General features: G+C 40.7%; 14 protein-coding genes. 8 read left to right on the forward strand and 6 right to left on the reverse strand.

Annotation, left to right across the window (positions count from 1 at the left end):
* Nucleotides 1-19: 19 nt before the first annotated feature.
* Nucleotides 20-1,147, reverse strand: coding sequence for a helix-turn-helix transcriptional regulator (locus NQU59_RS08490; protein ID WP_257065895.1), 1,128 nt, complete (start codon nucleotides 1,145-1,147; stop codon nucleotides 20-22).
* A gap of 270 nt (nucleotides 1,148-1,417) precedes the next feature.
* On the opposite strand from NQU59_RS08490, the gene thiE reads away from it, so the two are divergent.
* The 5 genes from thiE (at nucleotide 1,418) to rapA (ending at nucleotide 7,926) form a co-directional block, all read left to right on the forward strand.
* Complete coding sequence (gene thiE, locus NQU59_RS08495; protein WP_257065896.1) at nucleotides 1,418-2,029, forward strand: thiamine phosphate synthase; 612 nt, start codon at nucleotides 1,418-1,420, stop codon at nucleotides 2,027-2,029.
* Nucleotides 2,030-2,111: 82 nt separating this feature from the next.
* On the forward strand, nucleotides 2,112-3,410 hold the full coding sequence (gene hemL / locus NQU59_RS08500) for a glutamate-1-semialdehyde 2,1-aminomutase (protein WP_005243386.1): 1,299 nt from the start codon (nucleotides 2,112-2,114) through the stop codon (nucleotides 3,408-3,410).
* A 330-nt stretch (nucleotides 3,411-3,740) separates the two neighbouring features.
* A complete protein-coding gene (locus NQU59_RS08505) occupies nucleotides 3,741-4,157 on the forward strand; it encodes a GlcG/HbpS family heme-binding protein (protein ID WP_257065897.1) in 417 nt (138 codons plus the stop codon).
* A 142-nt stretch (nucleotides 4,158-4,299) separates the two neighbouring features.
* Complete coding sequence (locus NQU59_RS08510; protein WP_010590054.1) at nucleotides 4,300-4,944, forward strand: RluA family pseudouridine synthase; 645 nt, start codon at nucleotides 4,300-4,302, stop codon at nucleotides 4,942-4,944.
* Nucleotides 4,945-5,088: 144 nt separating this feature from the next.
* Complete coding sequence (gene rapA, locus NQU59_RS08515; protein WP_257065900.1) at nucleotides 5,089-7,926, forward strand: RNA polymerase-associated protein RapA; 2,838 nt, start codon at nucleotides 5,089-5,091, stop codon at nucleotides 7,924-7,926.
* Nucleotides 7,927-7,988: 62 nt separating this feature from the next.
* Here rapA and dps read toward each other — a convergent pair whose 3' ends face one another.
* The 3 genes from dps to fabR all read right to left on the reverse strand — a co-directional run bounded on the left by dps (nucleotide 7,989) and on the right by fabR (nucleotide 10,502).
* Nucleotides 7,989-8,483 (reverse strand): DNA starvation/stationary phase protection protein Dps, encoded by a 495-nt coding sequence (gene dps / locus NQU59_RS08520; protein ID WP_257065902.1) that lies wholly within the window; start codon nucleotides 8,481-8,483, stop codon nucleotides 7,989-7,991.
* Between the two features lie 216 nt (nucleotides 8,484-8,699).
* The gene (locus tag NQU59_RS08525) at nucleotides 8,700-9,716 is read right to left on the reverse strand and encodes an AI-2E family transporter (RefSeq protein WP_005243370.1); all 1,017 of its coding nucleotides are present in this window, start codon (nucleotides 9,714-9,716) and stop codon (nucleotides 8,700-8,702) included.
* A gap of 90 nt (nucleotides 9,717-9,806) precedes the next feature.
* The gene (gene fabR / locus NQU59_RS08530; RefSeq protein WP_005243368.1) at nucleotides 9,807-10,502 is read right to left on the reverse strand and encodes an HTH-type transcriptional repressor FabR; all 696 of its coding nucleotides are present in this window, start codon (nucleotides 10,500-10,502) and stop codon (nucleotides 9,807-9,809) included.
* A 140-nt stretch (nucleotides 10,503-10,642) separates the two neighbouring features.
* On the opposite strand from fabR, the gene NQU59_RS08535 reads away from it, so the two are divergent.
* Together NQU59_RS08535 and NQU59_RS08540 are read left to right on the forward strand one after the other, a co-directional pair.
* On the forward strand, nucleotides 10,643-11,710 hold the full coding sequence (locus NQU59_RS08535; RefSeq protein WP_257065906.1) for a ferredoxin reductase: 1,068 nt from the start codon (nucleotides 10,643-10,645) through the stop codon (nucleotides 11,708-11,710).
* A 14-nt stretch (nucleotides 11,711-11,724) separates the two neighbouring features.
* Nucleotides 11,725-12,819 (forward strand): fatty acid desaturase family protein, encoded by a 1,095-nt coding sequence (locus NQU59_RS08540; RefSeq protein ID WP_005243364.1) that lies wholly within the window; start codon nucleotides 11,725-11,727, stop codon nucleotides 12,817-12,819.
* A gap of 48 nt (nucleotides 12,820-12,867) precedes the next feature.
* On the opposite strand, the gene NQU59_RS08545 is transcribed toward NQU59_RS08540, so the two are convergent.
* Entirely contained in the window at nucleotides 12,868-13,335 is a 468-nt protein-coding gene (locus NQU59_RS08545; protein ID WP_257065909.1) for a hotdog fold domain-containing protein, read from the reverse strand.
* A gap of 111 nt (nucleotides 13,336-13,446) precedes the next feature.
* On the opposite strand from NQU59_RS08545, the gene NQU59_RS08550 reads away from it, so the two are divergent.
* Nucleotides 13,447-14,094 (forward strand): TetR/AcrR family transcriptional regulator, encoded by a 648-nt coding sequence (locus NQU59_RS08550; protein WP_005243356.1) that lies wholly within the window; start codon nucleotides 13,447-13,449, stop codon nucleotides 14,092-14,094.
* An 83-nt stretch (nucleotides 14,095-14,177) separates the two neighbouring features.
* Here NQU59_RS08550 and NQU59_RS08555 read toward each other — a convergent pair whose 3' ends face one another.
* Nucleotides 14,178-15,200 (reverse strand): AraC family transcriptional regulator, encoded by a 1,023-nt coding sequence (locus NQU59_RS08555; protein ID WP_257065911.1) that lies wholly within the window; start codon nucleotides 15,198-15,200, stop codon nucleotides 14,178-14,180.
* Between the last annotated feature and the right edge of the window lie 75 nt (nucleotides 15,201-15,275).

Raw genomic sequence — 15,275 nt, forward strand, 5'->3', positions numbered from 1 at the left:
ATCTTAAATTTTAAAGTGACTACAAAAACTTCATTAATAGCTGTACCAATTCACTTTGTCGATGTGTTTTGGTCTTAGTGAAAATAGACTGTAAATGTTTTCGGACAGTATCCAGTTGAATGTTGAAAGTATGCGAAATCTCTTTTAATGTTTTGGAGTCCAACAACTGTTCACAGATTTTATTTTCTACAGGTGTAAAGAGGAAAATCTGTGTGTATAGTTCTCTTTGATATTTAGCCTTGTGTTTCAAACAAGAAAAGTTCGCTAATACGACAGGACGTAAACCAAAAATCTTATGTGCTTTTTCAGGAATGAGTAAATCTAGGGTTAAAAATAAATCACGATCAAGTACCAGTGTTTTAGTCCGTTGTGCATAATCCAATGTTTGATAATGATTATAATTGTGCTCTAACTCATATAAATGCTGACTAAACAGACTTTGGTAATGCTCATTAAAAGAAAATCTTCGTTGATAAAAATGTAGGTGAGGATTATTTTCACATAATTGTTTTGCTTCATCATTTAACTCTAAAACAGTTCCATTCAAATTGATGATTGCAATTGGTTGTTTAATTTTTTGGATCAGCTGAGAGCCTAATAGAGTACGCGTTGAATATTCAAAATGATGACGATGCTGCTGAATTTTTTGTTGTAACATCGGTAGCATGTCATAAACAGGCTGTAATTCTGAACTGCTCAACGCCCCACGATGCGGGCTGGTCAGGAGTGCCAAGATCACACAAATTTTTTGATCATAAATGAGTTGGATTGCAGAACCAAATTGTATATTCAGTGGTTGTAAGACCTGCTGATAGACTTGTGTTTGATTAATTTCTTGTTCTGTAAAATGTTGTGAATCATGCATCCAGCCCTGAAATGGGGCTGAGATTGATTTTTTTAAACGTGGGTCATCGTCAATTTCTAGGCGTATATTGGTCAAAGCCACTTGATTGAGATAGTCTGCATCAATATTCAGACCATGATGCACACTAAAAGACAGTGCTTGGACTTGCAGATCAACTGCTAGAAGCTGAGACAATTGTATATTAAAAGCATGATTCAGATGTTCCAAAAACATGACCCAGTCATCAATATCTTGAACTTTTTCCAAGACTTTCATGACTGCTCTTTGCTTGATTAGATCCATCTAAAACCACGGCAAGAAATCAAATGATTTCAGTTATTTTATAATAGCTTCATGAGCACGAAAATGAGCAAAAATAAAAAATAACTGGTTTAGACAACTATCCGATGAAATGTAATATAGATCGAACTGTACTGTAGTTTCACCAATAGCAAAATTTAAAGTGCTTTATTGATCTTGGTAGCAATCAGAGCTTCTATGCACAATCAATATAGCTTATGACATCAATATTCTTTACAGTATCAATTGAAAAGTGTTCTAACTGAGTGATTTATGCGCGGTCTATACCTCATTACCAATGATGATCCAATCCAACTATTATTAGAAAAATTAGATGTGGCTCTAGCAACAGGACAGATTGCGATTCTGCAATATCGTCGTAAAAAAGTAGCAAAAGCTGATCAGCCAAGTGAAGTCGAACAGATCAAAGCACTTTGTGAAAAGCATCAAGTCCCATTTGTGATTAATGATGATTTGGCACTGGCTGAACAATTTGGTTTAGGTGTGCATCTTGGACAGTCCGATGGTGAAATTAGCGATGCGGCTACACGTTTGCCATCAGGTGTGATTATTGGGCGGACTTGTCTAAACTCATTAGAACTGGCTGAAAAGGCAATTGCGGATGGGGCGACTTATGTGGCATTTGGTGCGGTCTATGCCACCTCAACCAAACCAGAAGCGGGTAATGTAGGCATCGAAGTCATTCAGCAGGCGAAACAAAAGTTTGCTGTACCGATTTGTGCGATTGGCGGGTTGACCGTTGAAAATTCTCAAGTGGTGATTGAGGCTGGTGCGAGCCTTTGTGCAGTAATTAGTGATATATTAGGCCGATCAACAGCCGAAATTCCTGCTCGTGTAGATGCATGGGCAAAGTTATTTGACTAATTATATGTATCCGCTTCGCGGAACCTTTATTGTTTCTCGGAACGACAACGTTCCTCGTCCTCGATTCTAGGTTGAGTCTTTTATGAGCTTATCTCCAAAGCAAGAACAGCTATTTAAACAAGCAAATAAACATATTCCAGGTGGGGTTAACTCACCTGTACGTGCATTTAACGGTGTTGGCGGTACGCCAGTCTTTATCGAAAAGGCAAAAGGGGCGTATTTGTGGGATGTTGATGGCAAACGCTACGTAGACTATGTCGGTTCATGGGGCCCAATGATTTTGGGTCACGCACATCCAGATATTATTCAAGCAGTACAAACTGCGGCGGAAGATGGTTTAAGTTTTGGTGCGCCAACTGTGCACGAAACGACGCTGGCAGATACGATCTGTGACATTATGCCATCCATTGAGTTGGTGCGTATGACCAGTTCAGGTACAGAAGCAACCATGACCGCGATTCGTCTGGCACGTGGCTATACTGGCCGTGACAAAATTGTGAAATTTGAAGGCTGTTATCACGGTCATTCCGATTCACTATTGGTAAAAGCAGGTTCAGGTTTACTGACTTTAGGCGAAGGTGAGCCAACGTCAAAAGGGGTGCCTGCTGATTTTGCCAAACATACCTTAACGCTGCCATATAATAATATCGAAGCGCTGAAAGAATGCTTTAGCAAGTTTGGTCATGAGATTGCAGGTGTGATCATTGAGCCTGTTGCAGGTAACATGAACTTGGTGACACCAATCGATGGTTTCTTGCAGGCGATTCGTGATGTGTGTGATGAATACAAATCAGTCTTCATTATTGATGAAGTGATGACGGGTTTCCGCGTCGCTTTGGGCGGTGCGCAATCGGTCTATAACGTGAAACCAGATTTAACCACTTTGGGTAAAATTATTGGTGCGGGTTTACCGGTCGGTGCTTTCGGCGGTAAACGTGAAATCATGGAATGCATTGCACCATTAGGGGGTGTTTACCAAGCAGGAACTTTGTCGGGTAACCCATTGGCCATGCGTGCAGGCATTGCGATGTTCAAGCATCTTCGTGAACCTGAGTTTTATGACAAGCTTTCAGCACAGTTAGCCAAATTACTGGCAGGTTTACAGGCTGCGGCAGACGAAGCGGGGATTCCATTTAAAACCCAGCAAGTTGGCGGTATGTTTGGTTTGTATTTTACCGATCAAGAAGATATCACCAGCTTTGATTCAATGTTGGCTTGTGATGTTGAAGCATTCAAGAAATTCTTCCACGGCATGTTAAAGCGTGGCGTCTATCTTGCACCATCAGCATTTGAAGCTGGTTTTATTTCATCAATGCATTCTGATCAGGATATTGCAGAGACCATTCAGGCAGCAAAAGAAACCTTTGCTGAAATGAAATAACGCTGCGATACATACATAAGCCCGATTTATTCGGGCTTTTTTAATGGATATATCTTTAATCTGAAATGAATAGAAAGCTTAAGGTATTAAAAAAATAAGGATTGGCCTTAACGCAACCGTACTGATTTGCTACCTGTTTATAGGATAAACCTTAGCGATGAACAAAAAAGATAAATAATCTTTATTGTACCGCCAGCTAAAATAATGCTTGAATAATAAACTATATTTGCGCTGGTCTTAGGCTGTGCTTTGGGCTTGCGTAGGCTGTAGATTGCAGTTGTATCACATCTAAAAGCTTTTTATAAGAAACGCATAGGAATGGAGTAAAACATGAAAACTAAACATTATTTAACGTCCGCTGATGTGGAAATTCTGGTTGATGCAGCCTTGCAATATGCAACAGCGCATAGCTTTAATGTCAGCATTGCAGTTGTGGACGACGGTGGAACCTTGTTAATGATGAAGCGCATGGATGGTGCGTCGGTACTCTCAACAGAGATTTGTCAAGAAAAAGCCAAATCTGCTGCGGTCAGCCGTAGAGCAACCAAGGTATCAGAAGATATGATCCGTGATGGAAAAGTTGGCTTTTTAACGATTAATGCGGCAAAAGGCATGCTAGAAGGCGGAGAGCCAATTGTGTATCAAGCACAGCTGGTCGGTGCTGTAGGGATTTCGGGAGTACAATCTTTTCAAGATGCAGAAATTGCCCAGTATGCAATTCAACAATTTTTAGAGCAACAAACCTAAATCATCATTTAAATTCGATTCTGGATGAAATATCGAGAGAAACACGAAAAAAATTAGTAAAAATACGTGTCATGCATTGTAATTCAGCGCTAAGCTTTTTATGATTGCCCGCTTGTTTTCATCCAGTCGTTGGAAGGCTACCTTGAGTGATTTTCTAAGTGAACATTTGATTCATCGTGATGAAGATTTTATGGTCATCCATAAACCTGCAGGCTTACTCACTGTGCCAGGGAAAACGCCAGATTTACAAGATTGTTTAATCAATCGTCTATTAGAACTAGAACCCAAAACCTTACTGATTCATCGTCTAGATCGTGACACTTCAGGTATCTTGGTCTTTGGCCTATCCAAATTTGGACAGAGCACGATTTCACGTCAGTTTCAGGATCGTCAGACTTCCAAAATTTATCAAGCTTTGGTTGCTGGGCATTTAGAAGGTCAGGGCACCGTCGATATTCCTGTAATTTATGATCCAAGCCGTCCACCCTTACATATTGTGGATGCCTCTTATCACAAACCTGCATTAACAGAATGGCAAGCGATCGAACATTTAGAAATTCAAGGACAAACTGTAACTCGAGTTCAACTGATTCCGATTACAGGGCGTTCGCATCAGCTTCGTGTGCATATGCAATATTTAGGTCATCCGATTCTGGGTGATACCTTATATGCCACACCCGAACAGCAGCAGCTTTATGCGCGTTTGTGCTTACATGCAACGCAATTAAGCTTCGCTCATCCTAAAACAGGTGCACAATTGACATTCGATTGTCCTGTACCGTTTTAGTCTAAAAACTTTTTTATGAAACACGATGTGATGCACGCTATTTGATTGCGCTTTGTGTCAAAATACATCGTTGAAAACTACATAAAATGCCTTAACTTTTATTTGGGTCAGGGCATAAAATGTGTAGGCTAACTTGAGATAAAGGTGGAAAAATTGCAGCAGTTTGCTATTGGTCAACGTTGGTTATCAGATACTGAAACTGAACTCGGTTTAGGGGTTCTTATTGATGTAGATGAACGTTCTATCAGCATTTTATTCCCTAAAAGTGATGAAACTCGCGTCTATGCACGCAACAATGCGCCTTTATCTCGCATCATCTTTAATGTAAACGATGAAGTCCAAGACCAAGAAGGCCTTAAGTGGATTGTTGAGTCGATTGAAGATCGTCATGGCGTACTTCGTTATGATGTGGTTCGTACATTGGAAGATGGCAAACAAGAGCGCAAGTCACTGAACGAAACCCGTATCGGTGCACAAATCCAACTGTCAAAACCTTTAGAACGTCTGTTGGCCAGCCAAGTCGATTATAAAGAATGGTATGACCTGCGTATTGAAGCGATGTTGTTGCAAGCACAAATGCATACCAGCCCTTTACGTGGTTTTCTCGGTGCACGTGTGGGCTTGATTCCACATCAGCTTTATATCGCACATGAAGTCGGTAAGCGTTTTGCACCACGTGTCTTGTTAGCGGATGAAGTGGGCCTAGGCAAAACCATTGAAGCAGGTTTGATTATCCACCAACAACTGAAAACAGGACGTTCAGAACGTATCCTGATTTTAGTGCCTGATTCACTGCAGTATCAGTGGATGATTGAAATGCGTCGCCGTTTCAATTTGCAATTCTCGCTATTCGATTTAACCCGCACTGCTTCGATCAAAGAACATGATCCTGATCTGAATCCATTCCTGACTGAACAATGCATTATTGCCAGTGTCGACCTGATGGTTGACCATGATGACTTGCGTGAGCAAGCCATGGAAGCTGGTTTTGATTTGCTGGTTGTGGATGAAGCGCACCACTTGATGTGGAGTGAGGAAGAGGGCGGTAATGATCGCTATGACCTTGTTGAAGAACTGGCAGAACAGACCGCAGGCGTACTACTGCTCACGGCAACGCCGGAACAGTTAGGGGTTGAAAGCCATTTTGCCCGTCTTCGTTTGCTTGATCCGCAACGTTTCAGTAGTCTCGATCGCTTCCTTGATGAAGAAGAACAATATCAACATACTGCAAAAATCGCGGAAGTGTTGATGTCAGATCAAGCATTAACAGAAGAGCATCTTGCTGCATTGGATGGCTTATTGGGTCATCGTATTGATGATCAGCCTGAACAGCGTATGCGTGCGATTCACGAATTATTAGACCGTCACGGCACAGGTCGTATCTTGTTTCGTAACACCCGTGAAGCGATTCAAGGCTTCCCTGGTCGTGATTGCCAGCCAGCGCCTTTGCCAGCACCAGAAGACTGGTCATTTGATGGCAAAATGCGTGAGCAAATGTGGCCAGAAGAAGGTCAGCTCGACGGTGCATGGATGGAAAATGATCCGCGTGTGCCGTGGTTAATGGAAGTGCTACGTAAAGAGTTAAAACACAAAAAAGTGTTGTTGATCGCGCGTAGCGGCCCTGTAGTTGAAGCACTTGAAAATGTACTGCGTTTACATGCGGGTATTCGTACCGCGATGTTCCATGAAGGCATGAGCTTATTGGAACGTGACCAAGCGGCAGCCTACTTTGCTGAAGATAGCTATGGCGCTCAGATTCTCCTCTGTTCGGAAATTGGTTCGGAAGGTCGTAACTTCCAGTTTGCCAGTGATTTGATCTTATTTGACCTGCCTGCAAACCCGGATGTATTGGAGCAGCGTATTGGTCGTCTGGATCGTATTGGTCAGGAAAACCGGATTCAAATTCATGTGCCCTATCTGATGGGTACAGCACAGGAGCGTATGTTCCGCTGGTATAACGAAGCGCTCAATATTTTCAGCAATATTTCTCCAACTGCACAAACGTTACAAGAGAACTTCATTGTTGAATTGAAGGATTGTTTATTGGCAGATCAAGGCCAGACTTTTGAAGATTTACTGGAAGAAGTCAATGTACAACGTCAAGCCTTGGAAGCAGAACTACAGGCAGGTCGTGACCGTTTGCTCGAGTATAACTCTTGTCGTCCAATCGTGGCGCAGGGGATTGTCCAAGCGCTTGAAGATTATGATGACAATACCACTCTGCCAATGTTTGTGAAGCGTTTCATGTCATCCACCAATATTGACTTTGATGAGCAGAGCAACGGTACAGTGATCATCAAGCCAACGGATCAAATGCAGGTTCAAGGTCTCACTTTGGACGAAGAAGGTATGACAGCAACCTTCTATCGTGATCAGGCACAGATCCGTGAAGATGCGCAATATTTGACTTTGGAACATCCGTTTATTGAAAGTGTGATGGAAATGATCCGTACACAATCATTCGGTTGTACCAATGTGGCTTTGCTGAAATCCAATGCGTTGAAACAGGGTTCGGTATTGCTTGAAGTGTGGTTCAAAGTTGATGTGGTGGCACCAAAAGCATTGAACCTGCCATCAAGTTTACCGAAACAATTGATTCGTGTATTACTCAGTGAAAATGGTCAGGACTTGTCTGCCAAGATCGATCCAAGCATTTTACGTCCATATCTGCATCATCTTGATGGCAATAGCTGTCGCCAAGTGGTGAAAGCACGCCGTGAAGTGATTGAGTCACGTTATGCACAAGCTTTAGAGATTGCAAAAGGATCATTACCAGAGTTAATGCAGCAAGCCAAAGAGCATTACAGCGGTAAATGGCAGTATGAAATTGATCGTTTAAGCTATCTCAAGCAATTTAATCCAAGTATTCGTCAAGATGAAATTGAGCGTTTACAGAAATTCCAGAAAGAGGGCCTAGGTCTCCTAGATGGTCTTTCTGTGACGCCAGAAGCAATTCAAGTTTTGGTTGTTGTTAAACCTTAACTTGAGGCGACGCAATAAAAAAAGAGGACCATTACAGTCCTCTTTTTTATTTTCAATACTTTTTAGTGATCAATATTGGCTTCCAAGAACCATAAATATTGATCCAGATCCTCGAGTGCTGCATGAATAATATCTTCGGAAATGGGATCTTGAATTTCGTCAATCGTGTCACGTAAATGATTGGCGACCACGCCATAGCGATCAGCCAGTTCTTTTAAATGATCCTGTACGGCATGAATCGTGACGGGATAAGCTTTGAGATGTGAACTTTTAGCAACCGATTGCGTTGTGCCCAGTGCGGTCCCACCGATCTGTACGGCACGTTCGGCGACATTGTCCAAGTGAGTGATGAGTGATGTTCTAAACATATCTAACATTTCATGCACTGCAATAAAGTTGCTCCCCCGCATATTCCAATGTGCTTGTTTGGTTAGCAAGGAAAGATCAATTAAGTTGGCAAGGATTTGATTTAAGATTTTTATGGTGGACTCTTTGATCGAGTCATCTAAATTATTACGTGTATATACTTTTAAAGCTTTTGCTGTTGAAGAATTCATAGTTACCTCATTCAATTCTAATGTGATGAAACATTGTGAATAAAAACCATTCATTACATCACTAGCTTATCGCTTGAATGTGCACTTGAGTGTTTTTGTTGTCTAGGCTTTTGTAAGTTTGCTTATCATCTATTCTCTTTTTGATAATAGCTGTTTTAATTCAGATTCATGGATCATTGCATTCGAAAAAGGGTCTTTTTGCATGTTGAGCATTGCTTAGATCAGCCCCGCATCTTTGCATTCCAATTTGATATAAGCATAGAAAATAGGGGCAACGATTAAACCACTTAATCCAAAAATGGATTCAAAAATCAGCATTGCCAATAACACTTCCCATGCACTGGCATTAATTTTAGTACCAATAATCTTGGCATTGATGAAGTATTCAAGCTTGTGAATAATCACCAGATAGGCAAGAGCGATGGCTGCCACAGACAGCGAAATGGTTAAGCCTGCCATGATGATCAAGGTATTTGAGATCAGGTTACCAATAATAGGCAGTAAGCCAAAAATAAAAGTCAGAATGGTCAGCGTCTTCGCAAAAGGCAAGTGGATATTAAAAATCGGTAAAACGATAAAAACGAAAATGATAAACAGACCAGTATTGATCAGGGAGATCTTTACTTGGGCAAATACCACATTCTTAAATGAAATTGAGAGCTTTTGAATGCGATGCAAAATTGCAGCTTTAAATGCAGGTTGTGGCGCATGTTGTTTAAAATTCTGAATCGATACCAAAATACCGACAATCAGGCCAATGACCATGGTCGCAAGGTTGTGCAGAATATCTGTGCCTGTATTTTTGACAATCGAAATATTATTTTTGATAAAGGATAAAATCTGGTTCTTGATATCGGCAACACTATGCGGTAGATAACCTGGTAAATACTGGCTCATCTCGGTCTGAAACTTAATCAGTGTTTGATCAATTTTAAAGTTAAATGAATTAAGCCCGGTTCCTTTTAGATCATAGATCACAAAACTAATCAGGCTGGTAATAAAGAAACCAAGCAAAACGATAGTGGCTACGCCTAAGATAATACTGATAAAGATTCGTGCCCGTTGTCCATCAATATGCTTCTCAACAATTGAACTTAAGCTATTAATAATTTCAAAGACCAGAAAACCAGCAAAAAAACTCGGTAACAGATGTAAAGGAATGACCATCATTAAAAATAAAGACATCAGAATAAAACTGGCGATGATACTTTGACGGTCATTAAGTAGATTCATGATCTATATGCCTGATTTGAGTTGTTGTTATGCTAAAGGACAAAAGTATGATTTTGATTACATTCGGAGAGTTTAAGCCGATAATTGAGCTTAATCAATTTCCATTTTATCAATATGACGTGCGCCTTCTAGAATCATACGGATCATCACCATGGTCTGCTCAGCCACTTCGGTACGCTGTTCAACAGGCAAATCCAGCACTTTTGCCCCCATATTGAACACCAATTGAGTAATGGCCTTAGCGACAAGATCGGCATGACTGATTTTACTGTTGTTCATTTGTTCTAAACGGATTAGGTCTTCTTGAAGCTCTTGCTGAAAGAAATTGAGTTGCCGATCAACCGCTGCTTTATATGAGGTTGAGCCCGTATAGCCTTCGCGTAATAACAAACTCAGGTTGCCTTCATCGGTATTCAATTGTTGAATAAACACTTCTACCGAGCTGCGGATAACGCTGTGTTGCTTTGAAGCCTGCAAGCGAGCTTCACGAATAATTCTGCGCAGCACCAAGCCAGATTGATCAATCAAGGCAATAGCCAGTTCATCAATGTCCTTGAAATGGCGATAAAAACTATTGGGTGCAATACCAGCTTCACGTGCAATTTCACGTAAGCTGAGAGAGGCAATACTTTTTTGTGGGCCGATCAGATTCAGTGTGGCCTGAAACAGCTCTTCTTTGGTAATGGTTGCTTTTCTACCTACAGAGCGCACAGGAGATTTCATGGGAATGACATCTTGTTCATTTACGTTGTCATTGCCGAGCGGTAAAAAAGAAGAATGAACCATTGTTTTCAATATATAAGTAAGCTACTCGGGATTATAACGATTGTCTGTGGACTTGTGAAATGTAAATTCTTATACGAGTGTATATACAAATATATATACATATGTATAATAATTAGCAAACAACCAGAGTAAAACTGCTCATGCAAGCAATTGAAAAGAGAAATTCTCTATTTAATTCGTTGGCTCAAAGTGTCATGAATAGCCATGACGCCAATTTTTGGTTACAGAAAATCAATCCATTGTGGTCCATTAATCAGCCTCTTGCCAAAATCGTAGAAAAACAAATTGTGGCAAAAGATACGGTCAGTCTAATGTTGCAATGCAACCGACATGTCGTTCGTGGGGTTGCAGGGCAGCATCATCCTGTGACTGTGGATATCGCAGGGCGTCATTACGAACGGACTTATAGCATGATGCAAGTCGATGCAGATCATCTTTGTCTAACCGTGAAAAAAGTGGATCAAGGTTTGGTGAGTTCATGGTTGGTTGAGCAAAGCCAAGCAGGTGACATTTTACGCTTAGGGCATCCCTACGGCGAGATGCAGCAATCTGTTGTAACCCCTCACTTATTATTGCTGGCTGCAGGAAGTGGTATCACGCCCATGTTGAGTTTGATTGAAGCTTTATGTCAGTCAAAACAATTGAATACTACGACGGTCCAATTGATGTATTGGGTAAAAACTCATGCAGATGCGGCCTATGCTGAATATCTGAAAGAAGTGTCAGAAAATTTTTCAAAATTTAGCGCTCAAATTTTTTATACCCAAGAGCAAGACTCACGTTTAAATCAGAGTCATGTTGATCAATTGACATCTTTAAATGAAACCACCGTGTATGCCTGTGGTCCTTCAGGTTTTGCTGCAACAGCAGAAAGTCTGTTTCAGAATGCTGCCGCACTGCACACAGAAGCATTTAGCTTAAGCCAATTTGAGCAAGAGCAATCCGAGACTGGCTTTATTAATGTTACGTTGACGCAATCCAATAAAACCATTGCCATTCCTAAAGGGCAGTCGATTCTTACAAGCTTGGAACATCAAGGGATCAAGCCGGATCATGGTTGTCGGATGGGCATTTGTAATAAATGTGCATGTAATAAGGTGCAGGGGGCAACCAAGAACTTGTTGAATGGAGCTGCCAATAATGAACCAACGCAGTTATTAAAAATTTGTGTCAATTCAGCCCAGTCTGATCTTGTGATTGATCTATAAGAGAGTCATTGATTATGAACATGCTTGTTAAAAATGAATTTTTTAAAAATCCAAAAAATCGGGATTTAACGACTGCAGAACTAGATGCTTTTGCTCGTGAATTGGATCAAATCAAACAAGAGGTACTGGATGATTTGGGTGAAAAAGACGCTCGATATATCCGCCGTGTTTATTCTACCATTCGCTATAGCAGTTTGGCTGGACGTGCTTGCCTGTTCTTAGGATGGTTTCCACCAGCATGGTTGTTAGGTACTGGGTTATTAGGCTTTGCCAAAATCATGGAAAACATGGAGTTGGGTCATAATGTCATGCATGGTCAATATGACTGGATGAATGATCCGAAGTTTAACGGTCAAACCTATGAATGGGATACGGTTGGAACGTCAGATAACTGGCGCCAAACCCATAATTATAAACATCATACCTATACCAATGTGAAAGGCATGGATGACGATGTTGGTTATGGTGTATTTCGTTTATTCCCAGAACAGCGTTGGTCGAAATTTACCTTAATTCAGCCTATTTATATTGTGCCTTTTAGTCTGTTATTCCAGTGGGGCGTCGCAATTCAAAACCTTGAATTGGGTAAAGTGCTGTATAAGCGTAAAAGCATGGCTGAATTTAAACGTGAATGGCAGCCTGCACAAAAGAAAATCATGAAACAAGTGTTTAAGGACTATGTATTTTTCCCATTGATTGCAGGCCCAGCAGCACTCCCTGTATTTGCAGGTAACTTGGTGGCGAATGGGATTCGTAATGTTTGGACATTCAGTATTATTTTCTGTGGCCATTTTACCAAGGATGTTGAGGTTTTTCCGAAGTCGATTTTAAAAGATGAAAGCCGCGGACATTGGTATATGCGTCAGATCCGTGGCTCATCTAATCTTACGGGATCAGAAGCTTTCCATATCCTAACTGGGCATTTGAGTCATCAGATTGAACATCATCTATTCCCAGATATTCCTGCACGTCGCTATCGCCAAGTTGCTCCCAAAGTGCAAGCCGTGTGTGAAAAATATGGTCTGCATTATAACAATGCCAGCTTTGTGAAGCAGTTTAGTGAAGTGGTTGGGCGTATTTTTAAATACGCATTACCTTTTAAAAAGTAAACCATAAAGCCTTAAAAAGCCCTGCATGTATTTGCTTCAGGGCTTTTTTTATTTCTTCTTTTTGGAAATCCACATGGTAATGGTGGCATGGAAAACTTTTTCATTGTGCTGATTAAGGACATCAACATTCACCAAGTATTCTCCAGCTTTGTCCCAATCGTAATGGTCATCAACAGGGGTGGCGATCGCAACCAGATCAGATTCGGCCTTCTTTAAATATTCAACCGTCATACCTTTCGGAATCCAACGATGTGTGTTGGGAACCGTGACTTCAGTCATGGTGCCACCTGCAAGTTCGGCCATATTACACATCGCAATTGCGTGTACCGTACCAATATGATTCAGCACAGAACGCTTTTTCTTGATGCTGATTTTACAAGAATTGGGTTTTAGTTCTTCAAACAAAGGCGAGATACTACTGAAATAAGGGGCTTTAACACACAGCAGTCGAGTGAATGTCCACTTTCCTGCAGGTAAGGCTGAGACTTTATTCCACAATTCTAAGGTTGAAGCCATGTTCAGATTTCCTGTGACAGAATTAAATTCTTTTACAGAATATAATTCTGTTTACAAGTTGCGGTCAAGTCATACACAATAGTTCCGACCATTGGTAAATTTGATTGAACTATGCAAACGGCACAGCAGTTATTGGAACGCTTATATCCACAACGTCGATCGTTGCTCAAAAGACAAATTTTGTTAGATGCATTGTCTTGTTTTCTTGAACATGGTTTGGAAACCACCAGTATTGAAATGATTAGGGAAAAATCTGACAGTAGTGTGGGGGCGATTTATCATCATTTTAAGAATAAAGATGGGGTCGTTGCAGCATTGGTATTTGCGGCTTTAGATGATCAGGCACAATTGCGAGATCAATATTTACAACAAGCAAAATCGCTGAAAGAACTGCTCTATGCGCTGATTTATAGTTATACGGATTGGGTCTCTGATCAGCCCAAGTTTGCACAGTTTTTATTACTTGCCCATTATAATGTGCGGCAGGGTGAGTATGGGCAAAGCTTAAATGATAAAAATAAACTCAGGAATCAAAAGATTGCCGGTTATATTTCCAATTATGCAGATGCCAGTTTATTCAAATCAGTACCAACCGAGTTAATGATGTCTTTGGTGATTGGTGCAACAGAAAGCTATTGTCGCGCTTGGTTGTCTGAAAAAGTAGTAACCAATCCTAAAATGTATAGAGAAAGCTTGGCGCAGGCGGCTTGGGATTCCTTACAACATTTAAGCAAAGTTCCATCAGATCAAGAGCATTAGGGGCATAAATGATGACAGCAAATCATTCGAAGCTACACTGTTAAATAGTATCTTGGTTAATCAATATAAATTAAATAATTCATTTAAAGTTGTGATGAGTTAGCTCTAAAATATTTGGGTGAAACGTTCTTCCAGCGTTTAAATGCTCTAGAGAAGGCAGAAGCTTCAGAATAGCCCAACTGTGCGGCAATTTCTTCAATGGTTAATTCTGTTGTGGTAAGTAAATCTTCTGCTAAATCTTCACGAATATTACTCACTAAGCGCTCATAGGTAATGCCTTCACTTGCTAGATGCCGTTGTAACATCCGAACGGTGATTTCAAGCTGTGTTGCTATCTCCTCTATATTAGGCATTTGTGAGGGTTTTAATAACAGGATATTGCGAATTTTTTGACTAAACTTGCCGATGGTGCTTCTACGTATCCAAAGATTTTGACATTCTTTTTCATAATAGGTACGGGTAAAGTGGTCGGCTTGAGGGAGAGGTAAATTTAACAGGCTGGTCTCAATAATAATGCAACTGCGAGGTTGGTCAAAATTAATGGCGTACCCTGTCAGTTCTACAAATCGATCTGCATACACAGGGGTGGGGAGAGCGACATTAATTTCCATGACAGGAAGTGAGAGCGGCAAAATATCCTTTTGCAGTGACATGATGGTGGTGTAGTCCCGTTCAGCTAGAAAATAGACCAAATCTTGTGGTAAGTCATCATGATTAAAGGTGATGACAGTATGTTCCCCGACTTTACTGGTTTCGAGTTTGCAAAAAAAAGAACTTAGCTGCAAATATCTTAAGGCGAGATGTAAAGCTGCTTCGATGGTTGGGCTACTGAGAATGGCAAACCCCCATGCCCCAAAGGTGGTGGTGTGATGTCTTAAACCAGCTTCAACCCCTATGGGGATTTCAGAACCTAATAAATCAATTAAGTTACGCAGTACTTGAAATTCTTGCTGAACATTGATTTCATGATGAATTTTCGATAAATCTTCAAGAGTAATATCACTCTTTTTTAGACATTGTGCAACGGTCAAACCATGCGATTGTCCGACGGCAACTAGCACACGAACAGCGTTTATATGGCGTGGAAAATCCCAGTGATGTTGCATATAATCATGTCATGAAATGTCATGTTTTATATTATAAAGTCATTCTTTTGTGATGCAATCCTTTATATCTTTGAC

It is taken from the genome of Acinetobacter colistiniresistens (genome assembly GCF_024582815.1).
Lineage (GTDB): Bacteria > Pseudomonadota > Gammaproteobacteria > Pseudomonadales > Moraxellaceae > Acinetobacter.

Coding starts and splice junctions, on each gene's coding strand:
- NQU59_RS08490 (WP_257065895.1), bottom strand. CDS start 1,147: ATGGATCTAATCAAGCAAAGAGCAGTCATGAAAGTCTTGGAAAAAGTT.
- thiE (WP_257065896.1), top strand. CDS start 1,418: ATGCGCGGTCTATACCTCATTACCAATGATGATCCAATCCAACTATTA.
- hemL (WP_005243386.1), top strand. CDS start 2,112: ATGAGCTTATCTCCAAAGCAAGAACAGCTATTTAAACAAGCAAATAAA.
- NQU59_RS08505 (WP_257065897.1), top strand. CDS start 3,741: ATGAAAACTAAACATTATTTAACGTCCGCTGATGTGGAAATTCTGGTT.
- dps (WP_257065902.1), bottom strand. CDS start 8,483: ATGAATTCTTCAACAGCAAAAGCTTTAAAAGTATATACACGTAATAAT.
- NQU59_RS08525 (WP_005243370.1), bottom strand. CDS start 9,716: ATGAATCTACTTAATGACCGTCAAAGTATCATCGCCAGTTTTATTCTG.
- fabR (WP_005243368.1), bottom strand. CDS start 10,502: ATGGTTCATTCTTCTTTTTTACCGCTCGGCAATGACAACGTAAATGAA.
- NQU59_RS08535 (WP_257065906.1), top strand. CDS start 10,643: ATGCAAGCAATTGAAAAGAGAAATTCTCTATTTAATTCGTTGGCTCAA.
- NQU59_RS08540 (WP_005243364.1), top strand. CDS start 11,725: ATGAACATGCTTGTTAAAAATGAATTTTTTAAAAATCCAAAAAATCGG.
- NQU59_RS08545 (WP_257065909.1), bottom strand. CDS start 13,335: ATGGCTTCAACCTTAGAATTGTGGAATAAAGTCTCAGCCTTACCTGCA.
- NQU59_RS08550 (WP_005243356.1), top strand. CDS start 13,447: ATGCAAACGGCACAGCAGTTATTGGAACGCTTATATCCACAACGTCGA.
- NQU59_RS08555 (WP_257065911.1), bottom strand. CDS start 15,200: ATGCAACATCACTGGGATTTTCCACGCCATATAAACGCTGTTCGTGTG.